Genomic DNA, 19,021 nt, shown 5'->3' on the forward strand with positions numbered 1-19,021 from the left:
ACGAAAAACAGCGCCGCTTTCGGCGCTGTTTTTTTAGGTCAGGCTGCGGGTTTACGACGGGGGCGCCGGCGCTTGTTTTGCCCGGGTTTCGCGCCTCCGTTCGCCGGTCTCGGCTTGAAACGCCGGTTGTTCTGGCGACGCCCGCCGCGTTCCGCCTCAACAGGTTCTGGCTGTGTGCCGCTGGCAACCTGGATGTCGATCTTCATCAGCCTCTGGATCTGACGCAGCAGATCAACCTCTTCCGCCGAGCAGAACGCAATCGCCTCACCCTCGCGACCGGCGCGAGCCGTACGGCCAATGCGGTGGACATAGTTGTCGGGCACCTCGGGCAGGTCGTAGTTGATCACATAGGCCACACCGGGAATGTCGATCCCACGCGCGGCTACGTCCGTCGCGACCAGCACGTTGATCTCTCCGGCGCGGAAGGCCTTGATAGCGCGGTCACGCTGCCCCTGGCTTTTGTTGCCGTGGATCGAGGCGGCGTTGTAGCCATCGGCGACAAGCCCCTTCATCAGCTTCTCGGCGCCGTGCTTGGTGCGCGAGAAGACAAGGGTCAGGGCGTCGGTGTCCTGCGACAGGATCTCTCGCAATTTGCCAGGTTTCTCGGGTTTGGTGACGAAGTGAACCGATTGCGTGATCTTGTCCGCCGCTTTACCTGGAGGAGAGACCTGCACCCGCTGCGGATTAGTCAGGTAAGCGCGGCTGATCTCTTCCATCTGCTTTGGCATCGTGGCCGAGAACAGCATAGTCTGACGTGGTGTGCCCAGAGCAGGCGCGATTTTGCGCAACGCGTGGATGAAGCCCAGATCCAGCATCTGATCGGCTTCGTCCAGTACAAGGTGGCGAACCGAGCCGAGGTCGACAGCCTTCCGCTCCATCAGGTCGATCAGACGCCCCGGTGTGGCCACCAGAATATCTGTGCCGCGACCCAGAAAGGCGATCTGTTTGTTGATGGACTGACCACCCACAACAGTTGCTACGCGCAGTTTGGTATTTCCGGTCAGAACCCGCAGGCTGTCGGCAATCTGGTTCACAAGTTCGCGCGTGGGCGCAAGGATCAATGCCTTGGCCGTTTTTGGCGCAGGTTTGCCGGGTTGGTTCAGCAGGTGATCAATCAACGGCAGGCCAAAGGCCAGCGTTTTGCCGGTACCGGTCTGCGCCAGCCCCAGAATGTCATGCCCGTTCAGAGCCAGCGGGATCGCTTGGTTCTGGATCGGAGTGGGCTGTGAAAAATTCGCACTCTTCAGTGCATCGTTGAGCGCTGGTGCAAGGCCCAGCATATCGAAGTCGAACAATATTTATCCTTTGCCGCCCGCAGCATTGCATTCGCCAACGGGCAAGTCGTGATGGGCCGCATTCGCGACCGGTAGGGTCAAGCGAGACCTCGGGACAGACAGGCGGTTCCTGCTCTATCTGGTCGTCGCGTTAAGAACCCTGCGTGATGGGGAACTGGAGAAATCTGTGGCGCTGTGGGGCAGATAGTGCCCGCCGAGGCTCACGCGTCAGCGCTGGTCAGAGGCACATGATGCGTGGCGACTGAAATGTCAAGGCTTGTGATTGATGGTTCCTTGGTCGCGCGAAAACCCTGATCCGACTTACCGGATCAGGGCATGGTAGGTTTAGGTGCGAAGATCCCGCGCATGGGCGATGCTATCGCGATTGTCTTCTACGAATTTCAGCATATGACCCATTGAGTATGTGCCGTCATCTTCTGCGCCAAGTTCTTTCCACGGCTTAAAGTCGTGGGTCGAGCAAACCAGGCTTTCCGGGTCAAGGTACAGAAGCCGCAGCAACACCGTCGCGACGATCGTCCCGCCCACCGGCCCAAGTCGACCGCTATGACCTTCAGCCTCTTGCAGACAGTAGTACCACAGCGGTGTTTTGGTGACGCCGTGGTCTGACAGCTCAGGCGGAGCGGCAAGTTCGGACACATGCATCTTGCGCGCCATTTGCTGACCTGAGGCGAGCTCCAACGTGAGGCGGTCGCGAAGCAGGTTGCGCAAGGGAAGTTTGCGGTTCTGATCTTCGGTCATTGTGGCGCCGCCGATATCGGCCGTGCCGCTGATGAAGGGGAGCGCGAAAATGGATTGCGCCATTTTGCGCCCAATGGGTCGCGCACGCGCGTCAGCAGTTTGACCTGGATAGTCGAACAATTTCTCGAAGTGAATGTTCAGGTCTGACGGTCGGAAAGAGAACTCCGGCCGTCCTAGCTTGAACAGGTCGAAATCCAGATTGTCATGATTGAGCTGGTATTTGGACTGCACTGTGGCGTGTCCGAAGCGGTAAGCAGCGCCGGAGAACTCTATCGGCATAACCGGGGAGTCATCTTTGAAAGGTTTCGGAAGTGTCCCACCTTCAAGATGATCGCGTACATCTTTCAGAATGTCGGCGTCGACGAATGCCTGAAGCAAATCATGGGCCACGAGATACTGATAGTGCAGCCGACAAATTCGGCGCGCAACCTGGAAAGGCTCCTCGCTCTTCTTGAATGTATGCATGGCTGCCGCTGAAATGCCGGACAAGGCTTTGCGCGCCATGCCACTGTCTGCCTCCAAGGCTGTCATAACGATGTTGTGTAGGCAGATAAATGCGCCCTGCAATTGCGATACGATCTGGTTCTCGTCGTTACGAGGGTCGCCAATAAGGGCTGTACCTTGCTTGGTTCGGGCAAGGTCGAGATGATTGTCAGCGTTTCCAAAAAGAAGGAAGCCGTGATGGTCCGGGTGATAAAGGTGCGGCGATGCTTCGGGGCCATCGCCGTAAACGCAATCGAGGTCCAGTGTCGGGGTACGGATATTGCGAATGGTGGCTGGATCAATAACTGTCCCAATGGCTGAGGTTGCGTCCAGCGTTACATCGTGGTCGACGAATTGACCGAAGAAGGTCATACCGGCGGCGACGTCATGACCCTGTGGGTCATTGGTGTCTTTCATCGAGTCGACCGCTGAATCAAATGCGGCGAGGACATCAGCGGTATCAAAGGGCTCACCGCCTGGGGCAATACCTGAGAGCGGATTTCGATGCCCAATTCGTCCAAACGTATCCGGCAGCGGCGGGCGCGGGGTATCCGCGCATTCTTTTACCAGCGTTTCATATCGGCTGAGCCCATGGGGTTGGCGTGACATAACTACTCCAAAAAATAATCAACTTCGTTCTAGGTTGAATCATGCTCACAAAATGATGGGCATAATGGCCAAAATAGCACAAATGAGGATCAATTTCCTTCTTTTTCTCAAAATAGGAAACGAAATCGGGAAATAAGTCTGTGTTTAATCTGCATATGCGAGCTGTATTGGCGGGTTTTTTCTGTCGATAAGGTGGTTCGCGCAGGAGAACGCTCGCGGAGGGTTATGAAAAGTTTAATGTAAAGAACGGCTTAGGGGTTGCGATCCGTTGCGCACAAACTTGACACAGCGCACTCATTCTCGTATAAGTTGTTCCATGCTAGAAGAAGTGGGGAACGGCCCCGGGGCGACCCGGTGGCCGTTTTTTCATTTCTCTCGTGCGGAGAAAACTCACGCATGAGGTCACAGGCAAACATGACTTTGATTACCCCGGAAGAGCGGATTTCCCAGACGGCTGACTTGTTGCAGTCGCTCGAGAGGTCCATTCGAGATCTGCGCCATGCAGCGGAAGAACTGCGCCAGCAGATCGGAGCCGGGGAGGATGCAGACCTTGCCGGAACAGGCAAGCAACTCGGCCAGCTAGAGGGGCTGATCCGCAGTTGCCAGAAAGTGGAGACAAGCTTTGTCGAACAACATCACAGACAAGCCGGAATTGCCCAAGGGGGATACGCACTCGACCTTGACCGGGCTCGGTTTGAGGTCGGGTGCAGGCTGGCTCGCCTCCGCACCTGTTGCGGTGCAGGACAGATTTCTGAGTGAGATCGGGGAGGGGGGGCTGTGTGCCCTCCCTTTCCTTTTCGAGTTCTGGGCTTTGCAGCATCAGTTGCCCCCGGAGGGCGACTGGCGGTCCTGGGTGATCATGGGCGGTCGGGGGGCTGGCAAGACGCGCGCGGGGTCTGAATGGGTGCGCTCGATGGTCGAAGGGGCCAAGCCGTTGGACAAAGGCGCGGCGTCTCGCGTGGCCTTGGTGGGCGAGACCTTTGATCAGGTGCGTGATGTGATGATTTTTGGCGATAGCGGCATTTTGCAATGTTCGCCGCCGGATCGTCGGCCCACGTGGAAGGCTTCGGAGCGCAAGTTGATCTGGCCCAACGGGTCCGAGGCGCAGGCGTTTTCGGCGCATGATCCCGAAGGGCTGCGTGGGCCTCAGTTCGATGCGGCCTGGGTGGACGAGTTGGCCAAATGGAAGAAGGCCGGGGAGACCTGGGATATGCTGCAATTTGCTTTGCGTTTGGGCGATCAGCCTCGGGTCTGTGTGACGACAACACCGCGCAATGTGAAGGTTCTGAAAGAGTTGCTGGCGTCTCCGTCCACCGTTCAAACCCATGCGCCGACCGAGGCGAACCGCGCCAATCTGGCCGCGTCCTTCCTCGAGGAGGTACGTGCGCGCTATGCAGGCACGCGGCTGGGGCGGCAGGAGTTGGACGGGGTGCTATTGTCAGATGCCGAGGGGGCGTTGTGGACGGGTTCGATGCTGGAGGCGGCGCGTTGCGCGCATCTGCCCGAGCTGGACCGGGTGGTTGTGGCATTGGATCCGGCGGTGACGGCGGGATCGAACGCCGATGCCTGCGGAATCGTGGTCGTGGGCGCGCAGCTGCAAGGCCTGCCCGAGGCGTGGCGCGCCTACGTGCTGGTCGACCGCACAGTGCAGGGCGTCGGCCCGGCGGGCTGGGCGCAGGCGGCGATTGACGCGATGGACGAATTCGGGGCCGAACGGCTGGTGGCCGAGGTCAATCAGGGCGGGCAGCTGGTGGAAGAGGTCGTGCGGCAGGTGGACCCTCTGGTCCCGTTCCGCGCTGTTCGCGCCTCACGCGGCAAGGTCGCGCGGGCCGAGCCTGTGGCGGCGTTGTACGAACAGGGACGAGTGAGCCACGTGGCCGGGCTGGACGCGCTGGAGGAGCAGATGTGCCAGATGACTGCACGCGGGTTCGAGGGGCAAGGCTCGCCCGACCGCGTCGACGCTTTGGTATGGGCGCTGCATGAGTTGATTGTGGGGCCTGCGGGAACGTATCAGCGGCCAAGGGTGCGGAGTTTGTGAACTCTAAGAAGTGTGCTTGCCATCAATCAGGTTTTGCATAGCGGACTGATCGCTTGTTGGAAGCACTCTGGTTCAGGGCATCGGCTTCCCTTGGCTCCAACTATCCTCATATTCACCGAGCAATCGGGACAACGCCAACAGCGAAGAAAACAGCCTTCCATAGACATCCGGTGACATCATTGTTTTGTAGTCATCAAGCACCTGCACAAGATTGACTACACTTGACGCAAACGCCTCGTAGACGTGTTTGTCGGCAGCGGTAGGTTCGTTTGTCCAGATATCGTGCCCATCGGAGTAGATGGGCGGGACAGGGTCATTTTCATTCATCGTGTGGCCTCTTGCATTCGAAGCGCACGTGGGGGGCAAGTGAGACGCAAACAACATCTCTGGCATGAATTCAAAAGACTTTGGCTGCGACTGAAAAGGAATTTGGTTCAAACTTCAACGAGCAGCTAATTCTTACAATTGGCCATGTTGGATTCAGGGCAGGGCTCACGCGACCAGGTCGACGCGCTGGTCTGGGCGCTGCATGAGTTGGTTGTGGGGTTTGCGAGGGCGTATCGGGGGCCTCGGGCGTGGTGCCTTTAGTTATTGCTCACCGGTTTTCTCGAATTTAGAAAATGCATCTGCGTAGTCGGGGTGCCAGCGAGAGAGTGGAGGGCGGTTTTCGGTAATGTCTTGAATAGCCCATTGTGCTCGACGTCGGTCGCGTGTCTCGTCGACATCGTTGTCCGGGCAAAGGATATAGAAATCACCATTGGCCATTCGATTGAACAAGTGATCAACTGTTTGTTCACTAGTCCACGCCGCGGGCGGTTTTTCCGGGAGGAAAGACGCAATCATACCAGTGTATGTAAAACCTGGCACAAACAAGTGAACAGAAATTGGCGCTCCGGCTTCACGCAACTCATGGGCCAATTGTTCGCTGAGCACTTTGACCGCGGCCTTGGTGACATTGTAGCCGGGGTTGCCCGGTGGTGTTGTAATGCCCTGTTTCGAGCCGGTATTTATGACTACAGCAGGGCGGTTCGCTTCGATCATGCGAGGCATAAAGGCCTGCACGCCTCGCAGAACGCCGAAAAAGTTAACTTGAAAAAGCCGTTGCCAGTTTTCCGTTTCTGACCAAGCGGTTGTCGGCAGACTAATCCCCGCGTTGTTCATCAAAGCAGCAATTGGACCTATCTCAAATGCGCGATCGGCAAGGTTGTTTACCTCTTCGTCTGATGTTACATCAGTCGGTATGCCTTCAATAGGTGCGTCAGCGAACGCCAATTGGCGTGCTTCTTGAACTGTTGCTTCAAGTTGTGCTCCGGGTAGGTCTGCCAGAACGACGCCCAAACCCGCCTGCGCAAACCGTAGTGCCGCAGCACGTCCGACCCCACTTGCTGCCCCGGTAACAACCGCAACGCCACCATGCTTCACCGCGTCGTTGAACATTTTGCTTTCCTTCCCGATCCATAAAAATGCGCAAATTTGAAATTGCCATCCAAAAGTAACAAAGGTTGCCTCAATAGAGTATCAGGCTCGTCACCAATTCTGTCTACTACACAGGCAACAGATGATTTTGGGTGCTTGTGTTGCTCACCCTCCGCGCGCTCCGCTCCCAGGCTTTAAACTTCTTTCCGTCATAACTCCTTTCAACAAGCCGGACACAGCGGCGGCAGAAAGGAGCACAGATGGTATTCGATTTCTTGCGTCGTGGAGCGCCCGAGGCGAAGGCGAGCGCGGCTGGCCCCGTCGTGGCTTGGCAGCCGGGCGGGCGCGTGGCGTGGAGCCCTCGGGACGCGGTGTCGCTGACACGCACGGGGTTTTCGGGGAACCCGGTGGGGTTTCGCTCGGTCAAGCTGATTGCCGAGGCGGCGGCGGCGCTGCCTCTGGTCTTGCAGGATCAGGCGCAGCGTTATGATGCGCATCCGATCCTGTCGCTGATGCGCCGTCCGAATTCGGCGCAGGGGCGGGCGGAGTTGATGGAGGCGCTGTTCGGACAGTTGCTGCTGTCGGGCAATGCCTATGTTGAGGCTGTCCAGACTGATGAAAGCCTGCCGGTTGAACTGCATGTGCTGCGGTCCGACCGGATGAGCGTGGTGCCGGGTGCGGATGGGTGGCCCAAGGCGTATGACTATGCGGTCGGTGGCAAGAAGCACCGATTTGCGGCGGAAAACATCTGTCATATCAAGTCGTTCCACCCTCAGGATGATCACTACGGGTTCTCGCCTATGCAGGCGGCGGCGATGGCGATTGATGTGCATAACAGCGCGTCTCGCTGGTCAAAATCGCTGCTCGACAATGCGGCGCGGCCTTCGGGGGCGCTGGTGTGGAAGGGCGATGGCCATGGGGTGATGGCCGAGGACCAGTTCCGGCGTCTGTCCGATGAGATTGAGCAGAACTATCGCGGCGCGCGGAATGCGGGGCGTCCGATGGTTCTGGAAGGGGGACTGGATTGGAAGCCGATGGGGTTCTCTCCGTCCGATATGGAGTTTCAAAAGACCAAGGAAGCCGCCGCCCGCGAGATCGCGCTGGCCTTTGGGGTCCCGCCGATGTTGCTTGGGATCCAAGGGGACGCGACCTATTCGAACTATCAGGAGGCCAACCGGGCGTTCTATCGCCTGACGGTGCTGCCTCTGGTGACGCGGGTGGCGGCGGCGGTGTCAGAATGGCTGGTTGGCTTTACCGGCGAGGATCTGATGCTGAAGCCCGATCTGGATCAAGTTCCCGCGCTGTCGGCGGAACGCGATGCGCAATGGGCGCGGGTCAACGGGGCTGATTTCCTCACGGATGCCGAGAAACGCGCGTTGCTAGGGTTGCCAGAGCGTGCCGATGTCTGAAGGGTATCCTCCGTTCGAATGCGCGCCGGGCCTGCGTCTGGCCGCGCATGAGCGGGTGGTCGAGATCCAGCACGCGCATCTATGCAGGCGGCTGGATCAGATCGAAGAGATGATGGAGCGGCTGGAGCGCCGGTTGTGGCTGACGGTCTATGGCGTGGTCGCGGTGATCCTGGCGCAGGCGTTTCAATCCATCTTGGTTGTAACGCCTTGAATTCAGTAGTTTACATGGAGAAGTTCATGGATTTAGAGCGTAAATTTGCCCGGTTCGGAGACGCGTTGTCCGTCACCGATGACGCCGTGATCGAAGGCTATGCCAGCCTGTTCGGACAGGTCGATCAGGGCAGCGATGTGGTGCAGCGCGGGGCGTATCGCGGCTCGCTTGACGGGCTGGCAAAGGCTGGGCAGCGGGTCAAGATGCTGTGGCAGCACGATCCAGCGCAGCCCATCGGTGTCTGGGACGAGGTCCGCGAGGACGACCGGGGCCTTTGGGTCGAAGGGCGTCTGCTGGAGGCTACGCAAAAGGGCCGTGAGGCGGCGGAACTGATCCGGGCGGGCGCGATGGATGGCCTGTCGATCGGCTATCGCACCAAGCGGGCCGTGAAGAATGACAAGGGCCAGCGGGTCCTGACCGAACTGGAGCTGTGGGAGGTGTCTTTGGTGACCTTTCCGATGTTGCCCAGTGCGCGGGTGGCGGCGAAGGGGTGCGACCCTGATGCCGAGAACACTTGGCGCAGTATTGCCGAGGTGTTCAGCGACGCCCGGCAGGAGCTGGCGCGGACCTAGCGCGCCTCAATACCCACCCAAAAAGGAAGTTCTGATGAGCAAGACCGAAACCCCGGCCTTGACCGGAGAGGGTGCGCCCCTGGTTCAGGAGGTGAAGCACGCGATGGCTGGCTTCGTGAATGAATTCAAGGGCCTCAAGGCTGAAGTTAAAACCCAACTGCAACAGACAGAAGAGCGACTGACCATGCTGGATCGTAAATCAACCATCGCGGCGCGCCCGCATCTTGCGGCCTTGATCGAGGACGGCGCACCACATCAGAAAGCCTTCGACGCCTATGTGCGCTCGGGCGAAGATGATGGGCTGCGCGGGCTCGAGATGGATTCGAAATCTCTGTCGAGCGCGGTGAACAGCGATGGCGGCTATCTGGTTGATCCGCAGACCGCGGAAACAATCAAATCAGTTCTGAATTCGACCGCTTCGATCCGGTCTATTGCGTCGGTGGTTAATGTCGAGGCGAACTCGTTCGACGTGCTGATCGACCATGCCGACGTTGGCGCTGGTTGGGCTGATGAGGCTTCGGCGACGACCGAGACCGCGACGCCGTCCATCGACCGCATCTCGATCCCGCTGCACGAGCTGAGCGCGCTGCCCAAGGCCTCGCAACGTCTTTTGGATGACAGTGCCTTTGACGTCGAGGGCTGGCTGGCCAGCCGTATCGCCGACAAATTCGCCCGCGCCGAGGCGGCTGCGTTTATCGGTGGTGATGGGGCGGACAAGCCCAAGGGTATTCTGGATCACCCGGCTGTCGACAATGACGTCTGGGCCTGGGGCAATCTGGGCTATGTTGCGACCGGCACGGCGGGTGATGTCGATGCGGATGCGATCGTGGATGTGGTCTATGCGCTGGGCGCACAGTATCGCGTGAACGGCACCTTCGTTGTGAACTCGAAAACCGCTGGTCTGATCCGTAAGCTGAAGGACAGCGATGGCCGCTTCCTGTGGTCCGATGGTCTGGCCGCGGGTGAGCCTGCGCGTCTGATGGGCTATCCGGTGCTGATCGCCGAGGACATGCCGGATGCGGCGACCGACAGCTTCTCGATTGCCTTTGGCGATTTCCAGGCGGGGTACACCATTGCCGAACGTCCCGACCTGCGCGTGTTGCGCGATCCCTTCAGCGCCAAGCCGCATGTGCTGTTCTACGCGACCAAGCGCGTGGGCGGTGATGTGAGCGATTTTGCTGCAATCAAGCTGGTGAAATTCGGCACCGCCTAAAACGGGCTGAATCCGGGGGGCGCAAGTCCCTCGGGCGGCGGGTACGGGCCGGGGTGAGATCCCCTGCGTTGTCTAGCTGCTCCCCTCCGTCCGAGCAACGTGGGGCGGCGCGTGCCCGTCATTTTCAAGGATACGGCCCCGGAGGGGTCCGAGATTGCGGAGTGAATAGATGATGTTGATCGAAGAAACCGCCATCGCGGATGCGGCGCTGCCGGTGGATCAGTTCAAAGCCCATCTGCGGCTGGGCACGGGGTTCGCTGAGGGTGATACGCATGATGAGGTTCTGACCGGTTTTCTGCGTGCAGCGATTGCAGCGATCGAGGCGCGCACCGGCAAGGTGCTGATCGAGCGGGAGTTTTCGTGGAGCCTGAACGGCTGGCGCGATCCGGAAAGCGAAGTTCTGCCAGTAGCGCCGGTGGTTTCAGTTGGCGTTGTCACGCTGACGGATGCGCTGGGCGCTGAAACCGTGGCGGACAGCGCGACGTACCGGTTGGAGCGGGATGAGCAGCGCCCTCGGGTGCGTGCGGCGGGGTCTTGTTTGCCGAGAATCCAGACGGGTGGATCGGTAAAGATCGCCTTCACAGCGGGCATGGCCGCAGATTGGGGCGGTTTGCCCGCCGATCTGGGACAGGCGGTGCTGCTGTTGGCGGCGCATTATTATGAATACCGCGATGAGACCGCGCTGGGCGCGGGGTGCATGCCCTTTGGCGTGACGAGCCTAATCCAGCGCTATCGCACGGTGCGTTTCGGCGCTGGGGTGCTGCAATGAACGCGCCTCGACTGAACCGCAAGCTAGAGCTGGAGGCGCCGGTTCGCGCCGCTGACGGCGCTGGGGGCTATACCGAAACCTGGGCCGCTTTGGGCTCGCTCTGGGCCGAGGTGACCGCGCGTAGCGGGGCGGAGCGAGCGGTCGGTGGGGCTTCGGTCTCGCGCGTGGGCTACCGGATCGTTGTGCGGGGTGCGCCTGAGGGGTCGAGCATGCGGCCCGCTCCGGACCAGCGGTTCCGCGAAGGGGCCCGGCGTTTCGTGATCCGCGCGGTGGCCGAGCGCGATCCGCGCGGCCAGTACCTGACCTGTTTTGCAGATGAAGAGGTGGCGGCATGAGCTATGGCGTTTCAGCTGCTTTGCAGGCGGCGGTGTTTCAGCAGCTGTCAAGCGATGCGCAGGTCAGCACGCTGTCGGGCGGAGCGATTTACGACGCGGTGCCTGCGGGGACCATGCCGCAGACCTACGTGACTTTGGGTCCGGAAGAGGTGCGAGAGGCCTCGGACCGCGCAAACGCAGGGGCTGTGCATCGCTTCACGGTCTCGGTGGTGTCCGAGGCAGCGGGCTTTGGCGCGGCCAAGACGCTGGCCGGCGCGGTGTGTGACGCACTGGAAGGTGCGGCGCTGAGTTTGGACCGGGGTCATCTGGTGGGTTTGTGGTTCGAACGGGCCAGCGCCCGGCGCACGGGAACTGGCGGCGCGATCCGCCAGATCGACCTGAGATTCCGCGCCCGCGTGGAAGACGACTAAGCAATCAACGGAGAGAGCATATGGCTGCCCAGAACGGAAAAGACCTGTTGGTCAAAGTGGATATGAACGGCACCGGCCTGTTCGAGACCATCGCGGGCCTGCGCGCCACGCGGATCAGTTTCAACACGGAAAGCGTGGATGTCACCAGCCTGGAAAGTCAAGGCGGGTGGCGCGAGCTGTTGTCAGGGGCGGGGGTCAAGTCGGCCTCGATCTCGGGCTCGGGTGTGTTCAAGGATGAAGGCACGGATGAACGGGCGCGTCAGTTGTTCTTTGACGGTGAGACGCCCGGTTTTCAGGTGATCATCCCTGATTTCGGCATCGTCGAAGGCCCGTTTCAGGTCAGCAGCATAGAATATGCGGGATCGCATAACGGTGAGGCGACCTATGAGATGAGCATGGCAAGCGCCGGTGCGCTGAGCTTTACGGCGCTCTGATGGCCAATCCGTGGACGGGCGAGGTGGCTTTGACCATCGATGGGGAGCAGCGGGTGCTCAAGCTCACATTGGGTGCCTTGGCGGAATTGGAACGGGAACTGGGGGCCGGATCTCTGGTTGAATTGGTGCAGCGGTTCGAAGGCGGTGCCTATTCCAGCGGCGATGTACTGGCGCTGTTGGTCGCTGGTTTGCGCGGCGGCGGCGCGCCGGTCACACGCGATGATCTGCTGCATGCCGAAATCGCTGGTGGACCGATGGCGGGTGCCAAAGCGGCAGCCGAATTGCTGGCCCGCGCCTTCATGGTGCCGGAGCAGTGAGCGGGTTCGACTGGCCCGCGCTGATGCGGGCCGGGATCCTCGGCCTGCGGCTGACGCCGGATCAGTTCTGGCGTCTGACCCCGGCTGAGTTGCGGCTGATGCTGGGGCAGGGCGCGGCGATGCCTGCGATGAACCGGAAGGGCCTCGACGCTTTGCTGGCGGCCTATCCGGACAAAGAACAAGGAGAGTGTGATGACGGATCGTGAGGGTTTTGACGACCTGCAGGAACGAGGCGAGTCGCTGGGCGACGCGCTGGGTGACGCGGCGAGCATGGCAGCAGCATTTGATGGTCACTTGCAGCGGGTCAGGGCCGCCTTTGAAGAGACAGGCAAGGACGTTGCCACTTTGGAACGGGGTCTGTCCGGCGGTTTGCGCAAGGCGTTTGACGGCGTGGTGCTGGACGGGATGAACCTGTCGGATGCGCTGGATGTGCTGAAGAACTCGATGATCCGCACAGCCTATTCGGCGGCGATCAAGCCGGTGACGGATCATTTTAGCGGCATGCTGGCCAATGGGGTCGGCAGTCTGGTGCAGGGCATTCTGCCTTTTGCGGATGGTGGCAGCTTCAGCCAGGGCCGGGTGATGCCTTTCGCAAATGGTGGCGTAGTCAGCAGCCCGACGATGTTTCCGATGCGGGGCGGAACTGGGCTGATGGGCGAGGCAGGGCCTGAGGCGATCATGCCTCTGGCGCGCGGCGCAGACGGCAAGCTGGGCGTTCGGACGCAGGGCGGCGGGCGTGCCGTGAATGTGGTGATGAATATCTCCACGCCCGATGTGCAGGGGTTCCGCCGGTCGCAAGGCCAGATCGCGGCGCAGATGAGCCGCGCTTTGGGCCGTGGCAATCGCAACAGATAAGGGGAGCAGAAGATGAATTTCCACGAGGTGAGATTTCCCGCGAGCTTAAGCTTTGGCTCGGTTGGCGGTCCGGAACGGCGCACGGATATCGTAACGCTGGCCAACGGGTTTGAAGAACGCAACACGCCCTGGGCGCATTCGCGCAGGCGCTATGATGCCGGGCTGGGGATGCGGTCGTTGAATGACATCGAAACGATGATCTCATTCTTCGAGGCGCGTCAGGGCCAGATGTTCGGATTCCGCTGGAAGGACTGGTCGGACTACAAGTCCGGCTCGGCCACGGCTGACGTCGAACACGGCGATCAGGTCATAGCGCGCGGCGACGGAGAACGCACCGAGTTTCAACTGGTGAAGACCTATAGCTCGGGCGGGGTCAGCTATGTGCGACCAATCACCAAGCCTGTCCTTGGTACGGTGCGTCTGGGCCTTGATCAGGACGCCATGCGCGAAGGCGTCGACTATGAGGTCGATCTGGCCCGTGGGGTGGTCACATTCGTGGCCCCTCCGCCCGAGCAAGTCGAGATCACGGCGGGGTTCGAGTTTGACGTGCCGGTGCGTTTCGACACCGACAAGATCCAGACCAGCGTGGCCAGCTTTCAGGCCGGGGATGTGCCGAATGTCCCAGTGGTCGAGGTGCGCGTCTGATGGGTGGGGATACTCAGGCATTGCAAGCCCATCTGCAAAGCGGTCTGACCACGGTCTGCAGATGCTGGGCGATCACCCGCAAGGATGGTCAGGTCTTTGGCTTTACTGATCATGATATGGAGCTGCAGTTCGACGAGCTGACCTTTCGGGCCAGCACCGGCCTGACTGCAGCCGCTATCGAACAGGCGACCGGGCTGTCGGTTGATAATTCCGAGGCGATGGGCGCGCTTTCCGATGCCTCGGTCCGTGAGGATGATATTGAGGCCGGTCGCTTTGACGGGGCCGAGGTACGTGCCTGGCTGGTCAATTGGGCCGCGCCAGAGCAGCGTGTGCTGCAGTTTCGCGGCTCGATTGGTGAGCTACGGCGTGCGGGCGGAGCCTTTCACGCAGAGCTGCGCGGGCTGACCGATCTGCTGAACCGCCCTCTGGGACGGATCTATCAAAAGCCCTGCACAGCCGTCTTGGGGGATTCCGCGTGCCGATTTGCCGAAGGCCAGCCCGGCTATCAGGTCGAGGCTGAAGTCTCCGGTTTTGACGGAGGCACGTCGTTGCGGCTGCGTGGTGGGAACTCCTCTGACGAAGCTTGGTTTGAACGGGGACGTTTGGATGTGACCTCGGGCACAGCAAATGGGCTATGGGGGTCTATCAAGCAGGACCGTCGGACGGAAGATGGGCGCGAGATCACCCTGTGGGCCAGCATCGGGGGTGGATTGGCCGTTGGAGACCGGGTGCGCCTGACCGCTGGCTGCGACAAGCGAATGGAGACCTGCCGGTTGAAATTCAACAATTTTCTGAACTTTCAGGGCTTTCCGGATCTTCCGGGTGAAGACTGGGTGATGGCCGTGCCAAAGAAAGGCAACGCGAATACAGGCGGTAGCAGACGATGACGAAACGCAAGCAAGATGTCGTGGACACCGCACGCGCGTGGCTGGGCACGCCTTACGTGCATCAAGCCTCGGTTCGCGGGGCCGGGACGGATTGTCTGGGCCTTCTGCGCGGCGTGTGGCGCGAGGTGATCGGGCACGAACCCGAGGCGGTTCCCGTCTACAGCATGGACTGGTCCGAACCGCAGGGTGAGGAACGCATGTGGGCTGCTGCGCGCAGGCACCTGAGCGAAAAGCCTCCGGCCGAAATGGTCGCCGGAGACGTGCTGCTGTTTCGGATGCGGGACAGCAGCGTTGCCAAACATCTGGGTATCGTCAGCAGCATCGGCGAGGTGCCGCGCTTCATCCATGCCTATTCCGGACATGGCGTGGTCGAAAACGCCCTGAGCGACCCCTGGCGCCGCCGGGTGGTCGCTTGTTTTGAGTTTCCGTTGGAGGGTCGCTGATGGCTACTATTCTTCTTTCTGCAGCAGGGGCTGCGCTGGGCGGCTCGATCGGCGGCACAGTGGCCGGCCTGTCTACTGCCATTGTCGGTCGTGCGGTCGGGGCCACGCTGGGCCGCGTGATCGACCAACGCATGATGAGCCAATCGGTCATGGGCAGCGGCAGCGAAGTGGTCGAGACCGGCCGCATGGACCGTTTCCGCCTGACCGAAACAGCCGAGGGCGCCCCCGTTGCCACTGTCTTTGGCCGTATGCGCTTAGGCGGTCAAGTGATTTGGGCCTCGGACTTTCTGGAGACCCGGACCACAAGCACGCAATCCTCTGGCGGGGGCGGCAAGGGTTCGCCGAAACCGCCCAAGGTGACAACAACCACCTACAGCTACTCGATCTCTTTGGCGATTGCGGTTGGCGCGGGTGAGATCGCCGATGTCACGCGCGTCTGGGCCGATGGTGAGGAGCAAGAGCGCGCGAGCCTGAACATCCGTGTCTATCACGGGACGCAGGATCAACTCCCCGATCCCCTGATTGAGGCCGTCGAAGGCACCGGCAATGTCCCAGCCTATCGAGGCACGGCTTATGCGGTGATCGAGGATTTCCAGCTGGCGTCCTTTGGCAACCGGGTGCCTCAGTTCTCGTTCGAAGTGGTACGTCCTACACAGCCCGAGATGCCGGATCATGCGTCCGCGCTGGGCCAGATCGTCAAGGGCGTGGCCCTGATGCCGGGCACTGGTGAATATGCACTGGCCAGCACTCAGGTGAACTATTCCCAAGGGCGCGGACGCAGTTGGGCGGCCAATGTCAACTCGGCCTCGGGTGAGCCGGATCTGATCACCTCGACCAAAGCGCTGGCGCGTGAGCTGCCGGGCTGCGAGGCGGCCTCCCTGATTGTGTCGTGGTTCGGGAATGACCTGCGCTGTGGTGAGTGTCAGATCACGCCCAAGGTCGTTCGCGATGACATAGATGGCGTGAATATGCCGTGGGTCGTGTCGGGCCTGCGGCGCCATACGGCCGAGGTGGTCCAGCATCAGGATGACCGACCCGTTTACGGTGGCACCCCGGCGGATGGCGCGGTTGTGCAGGCGATCCAGCATCTTAAGGTGGGCGGCAAGGATGTGATGTTCTACCCGTTCATCCTGATGGATCAGTTGCAGCAGAACGGCTTGCCCGACCCCTGGTCGGATGGAGAGCAGCCGCATCTGCCCTGGCGCGGACGGATCACGCTGGACGTGGCTCCGGGGCGCGACGGGTCGCCGGACCAGACAGCCGACGCCGATGCGCAAGTGGCCGCGTTTTTCGGATCGGCTCAAGTTAGCGATTTTCGCATCAGCGCGGGGCAGGTAACCTATTCAGGCCCGCAGGAATGGGGACTGCGGCGCTTTATCCTGCATTATGCCACCCTCTGCCAGATCGCAGGCGGCGTAAGTTCCTTCTGTATCAGTTCGGAAATGCGGGGCCTGACCCAGATTCGCGGAGAAAACGGCTTTCCTGCCGTCGAACAGCTGCGCCAACTGGCTGCGGATGTGCGGCAGATTTTGGGACCGGATACCAAGATCGGCTACGCAGCGGATTGGAGCGAATACTTCGGCTATCAACCCACGGGGACGGGAGACAGGTTCTTTCACCTCGATCCCCTTTGGGCGGATGACAATATCGACTTTGTCGGTATCGATAACTACATGCCTCTGTCAGATTGGCGCGATGGCGAAGACCATCAGGATGCCGATGCCGGGTCGATCTACAATCTGGATTACCTGCGCGCCAATGTCGAAGGCGGCGAGGGCTATGACTGGTACTACGCTTCGCCCGAGGAGGCCGAGGCGCAGATTCGCACTCCGATCGAAGACAGCACCCATGATGAGCCCTGGATCTGGCGTTACAAGGACCTGCGGAACTGGTGGTCGAACTGGCATCACGAGCGGATTGGCGGTGTGCGCCAGAATGATCCGACCGATTGGGTGCCGGGGTCCAAGCCGATCTGGTTCACCGAACTGGGCTGCGCGGCCGTGGATAAAGGTACCAACCAGCCGAACAAGTTTCTCGATCCCAAATCCTCGGAATCGAGCCTGCCGCCGCATTCCAACGGCCTCAGGGATGACTTCATTCAGGTGCAATATCTGACGGCAACGCTGGGCTACTGGTCCGAGCCCCAGAACAACCCGGTATCCGAGATTTATGACGGCCCAATGCTGGACCTCTCCAACGCCTATGTCTGGGCCTGGGACGCGCGGCCATATCCCACCTTTCCGAACCTGCGAAGCCAATGGGACGATGGCGAAAACTACGCCCGAGGGCATTGGCTGAACGGTCGATCTGGCGCGCGTACTCTGGCTTCAGTGGTGACCGAAATCTGCCATGGGGCAGGGGTCACGGATATTGACGTCTCGCAGCTCTATGGCGTGGTCCGGGGCTATGCGGTCGAGGACGTCTCGGACGCGCGTTCGGCGTTGCAACCGTTGATGCTGCGCTATGGGTTTGACGCGATCGAACGGGACGGTGTCCTGCGGTTCCAGACACGTGATGGCTTTGGTGCTGTGGCGCTGGACCCGGATCATCTGGCTGTCAGCTCCGATCTCGACGGCACCGTGGAATACCGCCGCGAGGCCGAGGCCGAGATGACCGGACGTGTTCGCTTGCGCTTTGTTCAATCGGATGCCGATCACGATCTGGTCGCGGAAGAGGCCGTGCTGCCCGACGCGCAGACCCATGCGGTTGCGGTAAACGAGATGCCCCTGTCCATGACCCGCGCCGAGGGTCGCCAGACCGCCGAACGCTGGCTCAGCGAGGCGCGTGTGTCCCGCGATACCGCCCGGTTTGCCCTGCCTCCTTCTCTGTTGCATCTGGGGGCCGGAGACGTGGTTCGCCTGTCAGAACAGGACGGCAGTGCGCTCTATCGTATCGACCGGTTGGAGAAAGCCGACCTGCAACTGGCCGAGGCGGTGCGGATCGAGCGCGGCGTCTACACGGCCAACGGGTTGCAGGACGATCCAGTAGCGATCCGGCCCTTCGTCGCCCCTGTGCCCGTCGTGCCGGTGTTCATGGACCTGCCGCTGTTGACGGGGACAGAGGCTCCGCACGCGCCGTATCTCGCTGTCTCGGCCGATCCTTGGCCCGGTAGCGTCGCCGTTCATGCCTCGGCCAGGGATGAGGACTATGCGCTGCGCGACGTCATTTCGGACCAGGCGGTGATGGGCTTTACGGAAACGCCGCTGCATCGCGCCTCAGCCGGGACCTGGGATGAGGGCGCGCCTCTGCGGGTCAAGCTGATTGACGGCATTCTGGAGTCCCGTCCGCGCACATCCTTGCTGAATGGGGCCAATTTGGCGGCCATAGGTGACGGAACACCGGGCAATTGGGAGGTGTTCCAGTTCTCTGACGCCGCCCTGCAAGAGCCGGGGGTCTATGCGTTGTCCGGACGTCTACGCGGTCAGCTAGGAACGGATGCCCTGATGCTAGACGTCTGGCCCGAAGGATCAAACTTCGTCCTGCTGGATGAGCGTGTGGCGCAGACCAGCCTGTTGCCAAGCGAGCGGCGCGTGGCCCGGCATTTTCGGATCGGCCCGGCCTCGCGCGGGTATGACGACCCATCCTACGAGTATATGGTCGAGGCCTTTGACGGGAACGGCCTACGCCCCTATGCGCCGGTGCATGTGTCTGTGCAGACCCTGCCGGACGCGGACACGTTCAGTTGGATCAGGCGCACGCGGATCGCAGGGGATGACTGGACGGGGTTGGATGTACCGTTAGGTGAGGAAAACGAGTCCTACCTCATACGTGTCCGGGCCAACGGTGCCTTAGTCCGCGAACAGATCGTGGCCGAACCACGCTGGGCCTATACCGCAGCCGTGAAGTCCGCCGATGGCCTGACAGGTGGATATGCGGTCGAGATCGCGCAAATCTCAGCCACATACGGCGCTGGTCCGGCGGCTCGCATTCAAGTCGCGTAAG

The 19,021-nt window shown here is 60.9% G+C and carries 21 protein-coding genes; 17 read left to right on the forward strand and 4 right to left on the reverse strand.

What is annotated here, in order from left to right; translation table 11 throughout:
* Positions 1-38: 38 nt before the first annotated feature.
* Positions 39-1,295, reverse strand: coding sequence for a DEAD/DEAH box helicase (locus ACR0NO_RS12645; protein ID WP_480724182.1), 1,257 nt, complete (start codon positions 1,293-1,295; stop codon positions 39-41).
* Between the two features lie 324 nt (positions 1,296-1,619).
* The gene (locus tag ACR0NO_RS12650; protein ID WP_480724183.1) at positions 1,620-3,125 is read right to left on the reverse strand and encodes a peroxidase family protein; all 1,506 of its coding nucleotides are present in this window, start codon (positions 3,123-3,125) and stop codon (positions 1,620-1,622) included.
* Positions 3,126-3,539: 414 nt separating this feature from the next.
* Here ACR0NO_RS12650 and ACR0NO_RS12655 point away from each other — a divergent pair, with 414 nt between their 5' ends.
* A complete protein-coding gene (locus tag ACR0NO_RS12655) occupies positions 3,540-3,884 on the forward strand; it encodes a hypothetical protein (RefSeq protein ID WP_170466153.1) in 345 nt (114 codons plus the stop codon).
* The gene (locus tag ACR0NO_RS12660; RefSeq protein WP_480724184.1) at positions 3,820-5,163 is read left to right on the forward strand and encodes a DNA-packaging protein; all 1,344 of its coding nucleotides are present in this window, start codon (positions 3,820-3,822) and stop codon (positions 5,161-5,163) included. The genes ACR0NO_RS12655 and ACR0NO_RS12660 overlap by 65 nt, the downstream gene beginning before the upstream one ends.
* A 72-nt stretch (positions 5,164-5,235) precedes the next feature.
* On the opposite strand, the gene ACR0NO_RS12665 is transcribed toward ACR0NO_RS12660, so the two are convergent.
* A complete protein-coding gene (locus tag ACR0NO_RS12665) occupies positions 5,236-5,490 on the reverse strand; it encodes a hypothetical protein (protein ID WP_480724185.1) in 255 nt (84 codons plus the stop codon).
* A gap of 261 nt (positions 5,491-5,751) precedes the next feature.
* Positions 5,752-6,600, reverse strand: coding sequence for an SDR family NAD(P)-dependent oxidoreductase (locus ACR0NO_RS12670; RefSeq protein WP_170639582.1), 849 nt, complete (start codon positions 6,598-6,600; stop codon positions 5,752-5,754).
* A gap of 239 nt (positions 6,601-6,839) precedes the next feature.
* On the opposite strand from ACR0NO_RS12670, the gene ACR0NO_RS12675 reads away from it, so the two are divergent.
* The 15 genes from ACR0NO_RS12675 (at position 6,840) to ACR0NO_RS12745 (ending at position 19,020) form a co-directional block, all read left to right on the forward strand.
* Positions 6,840-7,988, forward strand: coding sequence for a phage portal protein (locus ACR0NO_RS12675; RefSeq protein ID WP_480724186.1), 1,149 nt, complete (start codon positions 6,840-6,842; stop codon positions 7,986-7,988).
* The gene (locus ACR0NO_RS12680; protein ID WP_170676437.1) at positions 7,981-8,199 is read left to right on the forward strand and encodes a GTA head formation protein, RCAP_rcc01685 family; all 219 of its coding nucleotides are present in this window, start codon (positions 7,981-7,983) and stop codon (positions 8,197-8,199) included. The genes ACR0NO_RS12675 and ACR0NO_RS12680 overlap by 8 nt, the downstream gene beginning before the upstream one ends.
* A 14-nt stretch (positions 8,200-8,213) precedes the next feature.
* On the forward strand, positions 8,214-8,771 hold the full coding sequence (locus ACR0NO_RS12685; protein ID WP_480724187.1) for an HK97 family phage prohead protease: 558 nt from the start codon (positions 8,214-8,216) through the stop codon (positions 8,769-8,771).
* A 34-nt stretch (positions 8,772-8,805) separates the two neighbouring features.
* Entirely contained in the window at positions 8,806-9,984 is a 1,179-nt protein-coding gene (locus ACR0NO_RS12690) for a phage major capsid protein (RefSeq protein ID WP_480724188.1), read from the forward strand.
* 169 nt (positions 9,985-10,153) lie between these two features.
* Positions 10,154-10,753: a head-tail connector protein gene (locus ACR0NO_RS12695; RefSeq protein WP_480724189.1), complete on the forward strand. Its 600-nt coding sequence runs from the start codon at positions 10,154-10,156 to the stop codon at positions 10,751-10,753.
* Positions 10,750-11,088 (forward strand): phage head closure protein, encoded by a 339-nt coding sequence (locus ACR0NO_RS12700; protein ID WP_480724190.1) that lies wholly within the window; start codon positions 10,750-10,752, stop codon positions 11,086-11,088. Before ACR0NO_RS12695 ends, ACR0NO_RS12700 begins: the two co-directional genes overlap by 4 nt.
* Positions 11,085-11,498 carry a DUF3168 domain-containing protein gene (locus ACR0NO_RS12705; protein WP_480724191.1) on the forward strand — a complete coding sequence of 138 codons (414 nt, stop codon included), beginning with the start codon at positions 11,085-11,087 and terminating at the stop codon, positions 11,496-11,498. The genes ACR0NO_RS12700 and ACR0NO_RS12705 overlap by 4 nt, the downstream gene beginning before the upstream one ends.
* 20 nt (positions 11,499-11,518) lie before the next feature.
* On the forward strand, positions 11,519-11,932 hold the full coding sequence (locus ACR0NO_RS12710; protein ID WP_480724192.1) for a phage major tail protein, TP901-1 family: 414 nt from the start codon (positions 11,519-11,521) through the stop codon (positions 11,930-11,932).
* On the forward strand, positions 11,932-12,249 hold the full coding sequence (locus ACR0NO_RS12715) for a gene transfer agent family protein (protein WP_480724193.1): 318 nt from the start codon (positions 11,932-11,934) through the stop codon (positions 12,247-12,249). The genes ACR0NO_RS12710 and ACR0NO_RS12715 overlap by 1 nt, the downstream gene beginning before the upstream one ends.
* On the forward strand, positions 12,246-12,455 hold the full coding sequence (locus ACR0NO_RS12720; RefSeq protein ID WP_480724194.1) for a rcc01693 family protein: 210 nt from the start codon (positions 12,246-12,248) through the stop codon (positions 12,453-12,455). Before ACR0NO_RS12715 ends, ACR0NO_RS12720 begins: the two co-directional genes overlap by 4 nt.
* Positions 12,442-13,104 (forward strand): phage tail tape measure protein, encoded by a 663-nt coding sequence (locus tag ACR0NO_RS12725; protein ID WP_480724195.1) that lies wholly within the window; start codon positions 12,442-12,444, stop codon positions 13,102-13,104. Before ACR0NO_RS12720 ends, ACR0NO_RS12725 begins: the two co-directional genes overlap by 14 nt.
* A 12-nt stretch (positions 13,105-13,116) precedes the next feature.
* Positions 13,117-13,749, forward strand: coding sequence for a phage distal tail protein, Rcc01695 family (locus tag ACR0NO_RS12730; RefSeq protein WP_480724196.1), 633 nt, complete (start codon positions 13,117-13,119; stop codon positions 13,747-13,749).
* A complete protein-coding gene (locus ACR0NO_RS12735; RefSeq protein ID WP_480724197.1) occupies positions 13,749-14,636 on the forward strand; it encodes a DUF2163 domain-containing protein in 888 nt (295 codons plus the stop codon). Before ACR0NO_RS12730 ends, ACR0NO_RS12735 begins: the two co-directional genes overlap by 1 nt.
* Entirely contained in the window at positions 14,633-15,079 is a 447-nt protein-coding gene (locus ACR0NO_RS12740; protein ID WP_480724198.1) for an NlpC/P60 family protein, read from the forward strand. Before ACR0NO_RS12735 ends, ACR0NO_RS12740 begins: the two co-directional genes overlap by 4 nt.
* On the forward strand, positions 15,079-19,020 hold the full coding sequence (locus tag ACR0NO_RS12745) for a baseplate multidomain protein megatron (RefSeq protein ID WP_480724199.1): 3,942 nt from the start codon (positions 15,079-15,081) through the stop codon (positions 19,018-19,020). Before ACR0NO_RS12740 ends, ACR0NO_RS12745 begins: the two co-directional genes overlap by 1 nt.
* Position 19,021: the final 1 nt, after the last annotated feature.

It is taken from the genome of Ruegeria sp. CL3, from assembly GCF_056536505.1.

Bases quoted from the DNA above. Each gene is read 5' to 3' on its own strand.
- ACR0NO_RS12735 (WP_480724197.1), top strand. From the start codon at position 13,749: ATGGGTGGGGATACTCAGGCATTGCAAGCCCATCTGCAAAGCGGTCTG.
- ACR0NO_RS12745 (WP_480724199.1), top strand. From the start codon at position 15,079: ATGGCTACTATTCTTCTTTCTGCAGCAGGGGCTGCGCTGGGCGGCTCG.
- ACR0NO_RS12740 (WP_480724198.1), top strand. From the start codon at position 14,633: ATGACGAAACGCAAGCAAGATGTCGTGGACACCGCACGCGCGTGGCTG.
- ACR0NO_RS12680 (WP_170676437.1), top strand. From the start codon at position 7,981: ATGTCTGAAGGGTATCCTCCGTTCGAATGCGCGCCGGGCCTGCGTCTG.
- ACR0NO_RS12695 (WP_480724189.1), top strand. From the start codon at position 10,154: ATGATGTTGATCGAAGAAACCGCCATCGCGGATGCGGCGCTGCCGGTG.
- ACR0NO_RS12655 (WP_170466153.1), top strand. From the start codon at position 3,540: ATGACTTTGATTACCCCGGAAGAGCGGATTTCCCAGACGGCTGACTTG.
- ACR0NO_RS12685 (WP_480724187.1), top strand. From the start codon at position 8,214: ATGGAGAAGTTCATGGATTTAGAGCGTAAATTTGCCCGGTTCGGAGAC.
- ACR0NO_RS12705 (WP_480724191.1), top strand. From the start codon at position 11,085: ATGAGCTATGGCGTTTCAGCTGCTTTGCAGGCGGCGGTGTTTCAGCAG.
- ACR0NO_RS12650 (WP_480724183.1), bottom strand. From the start codon at position 3,125: ATGTCACGCCAACCCCATGGGCTCAGCCGATATGAAACGCTGGTAAAA.
- ACR0NO_RS12690 (WP_480724188.1), top strand. From the start codon at position 8,806: ATGAGCAAGACCGAAACCCCGGCCTTGACCGGAGAGGGTGCGCCCCTG.
- ACR0NO_RS12725 (WP_480724195.1), top strand. From the start codon at position 12,442: ATGACGGATCGTGAGGGTTTTGACGACCTGCAGGAACGAGGCGAGTCG.
- ACR0NO_RS12710 (WP_480724192.1), top strand. From the start codon at position 11,519: ATGGCTGCCCAGAACGGAAAAGACCTGTTGGTCAAAGTGGATATGAAC.
- ACR0NO_RS12670 (WP_170639582.1), bottom strand. From the start codon at position 6,600: ATGTTCAACGACGCGGTGAAGCATGGTGGCGTTGCGGTTGTTACCGGG.
- ACR0NO_RS12665 (WP_480724185.1), bottom strand. From the start codon at position 5,490: ATGAATGAAAATGACCCTGTCCCGCCCATCTACTCCGATGGGCACGAT.
- ACR0NO_RS12715 (WP_480724193.1), top strand. From the start codon at position 11,932: ATGGCCAATCCGTGGACGGGCGAGGTGGCTTTGACCATCGATGGGGAG.
- ACR0NO_RS12700 (WP_480724190.1), top strand. From the start codon at position 10,750: ATGAACGCGCCTCGACTGAACCGCAAGCTAGAGCTGGAGGCGCCGGTT.
- ACR0NO_RS12675 (WP_480724186.1), top strand. From the start codon at position 6,840: ATGGTATTCGATTTCTTGCGTCGTGGAGCGCCCGAGGCGAAGGCGAGC.
- ACR0NO_RS12730 (WP_480724196.1), top strand. From the start codon at position 13,117: ATGAATTTCCACGAGGTGAGATTTCCCGCGAGCTTAAGCTTTGGCTCG.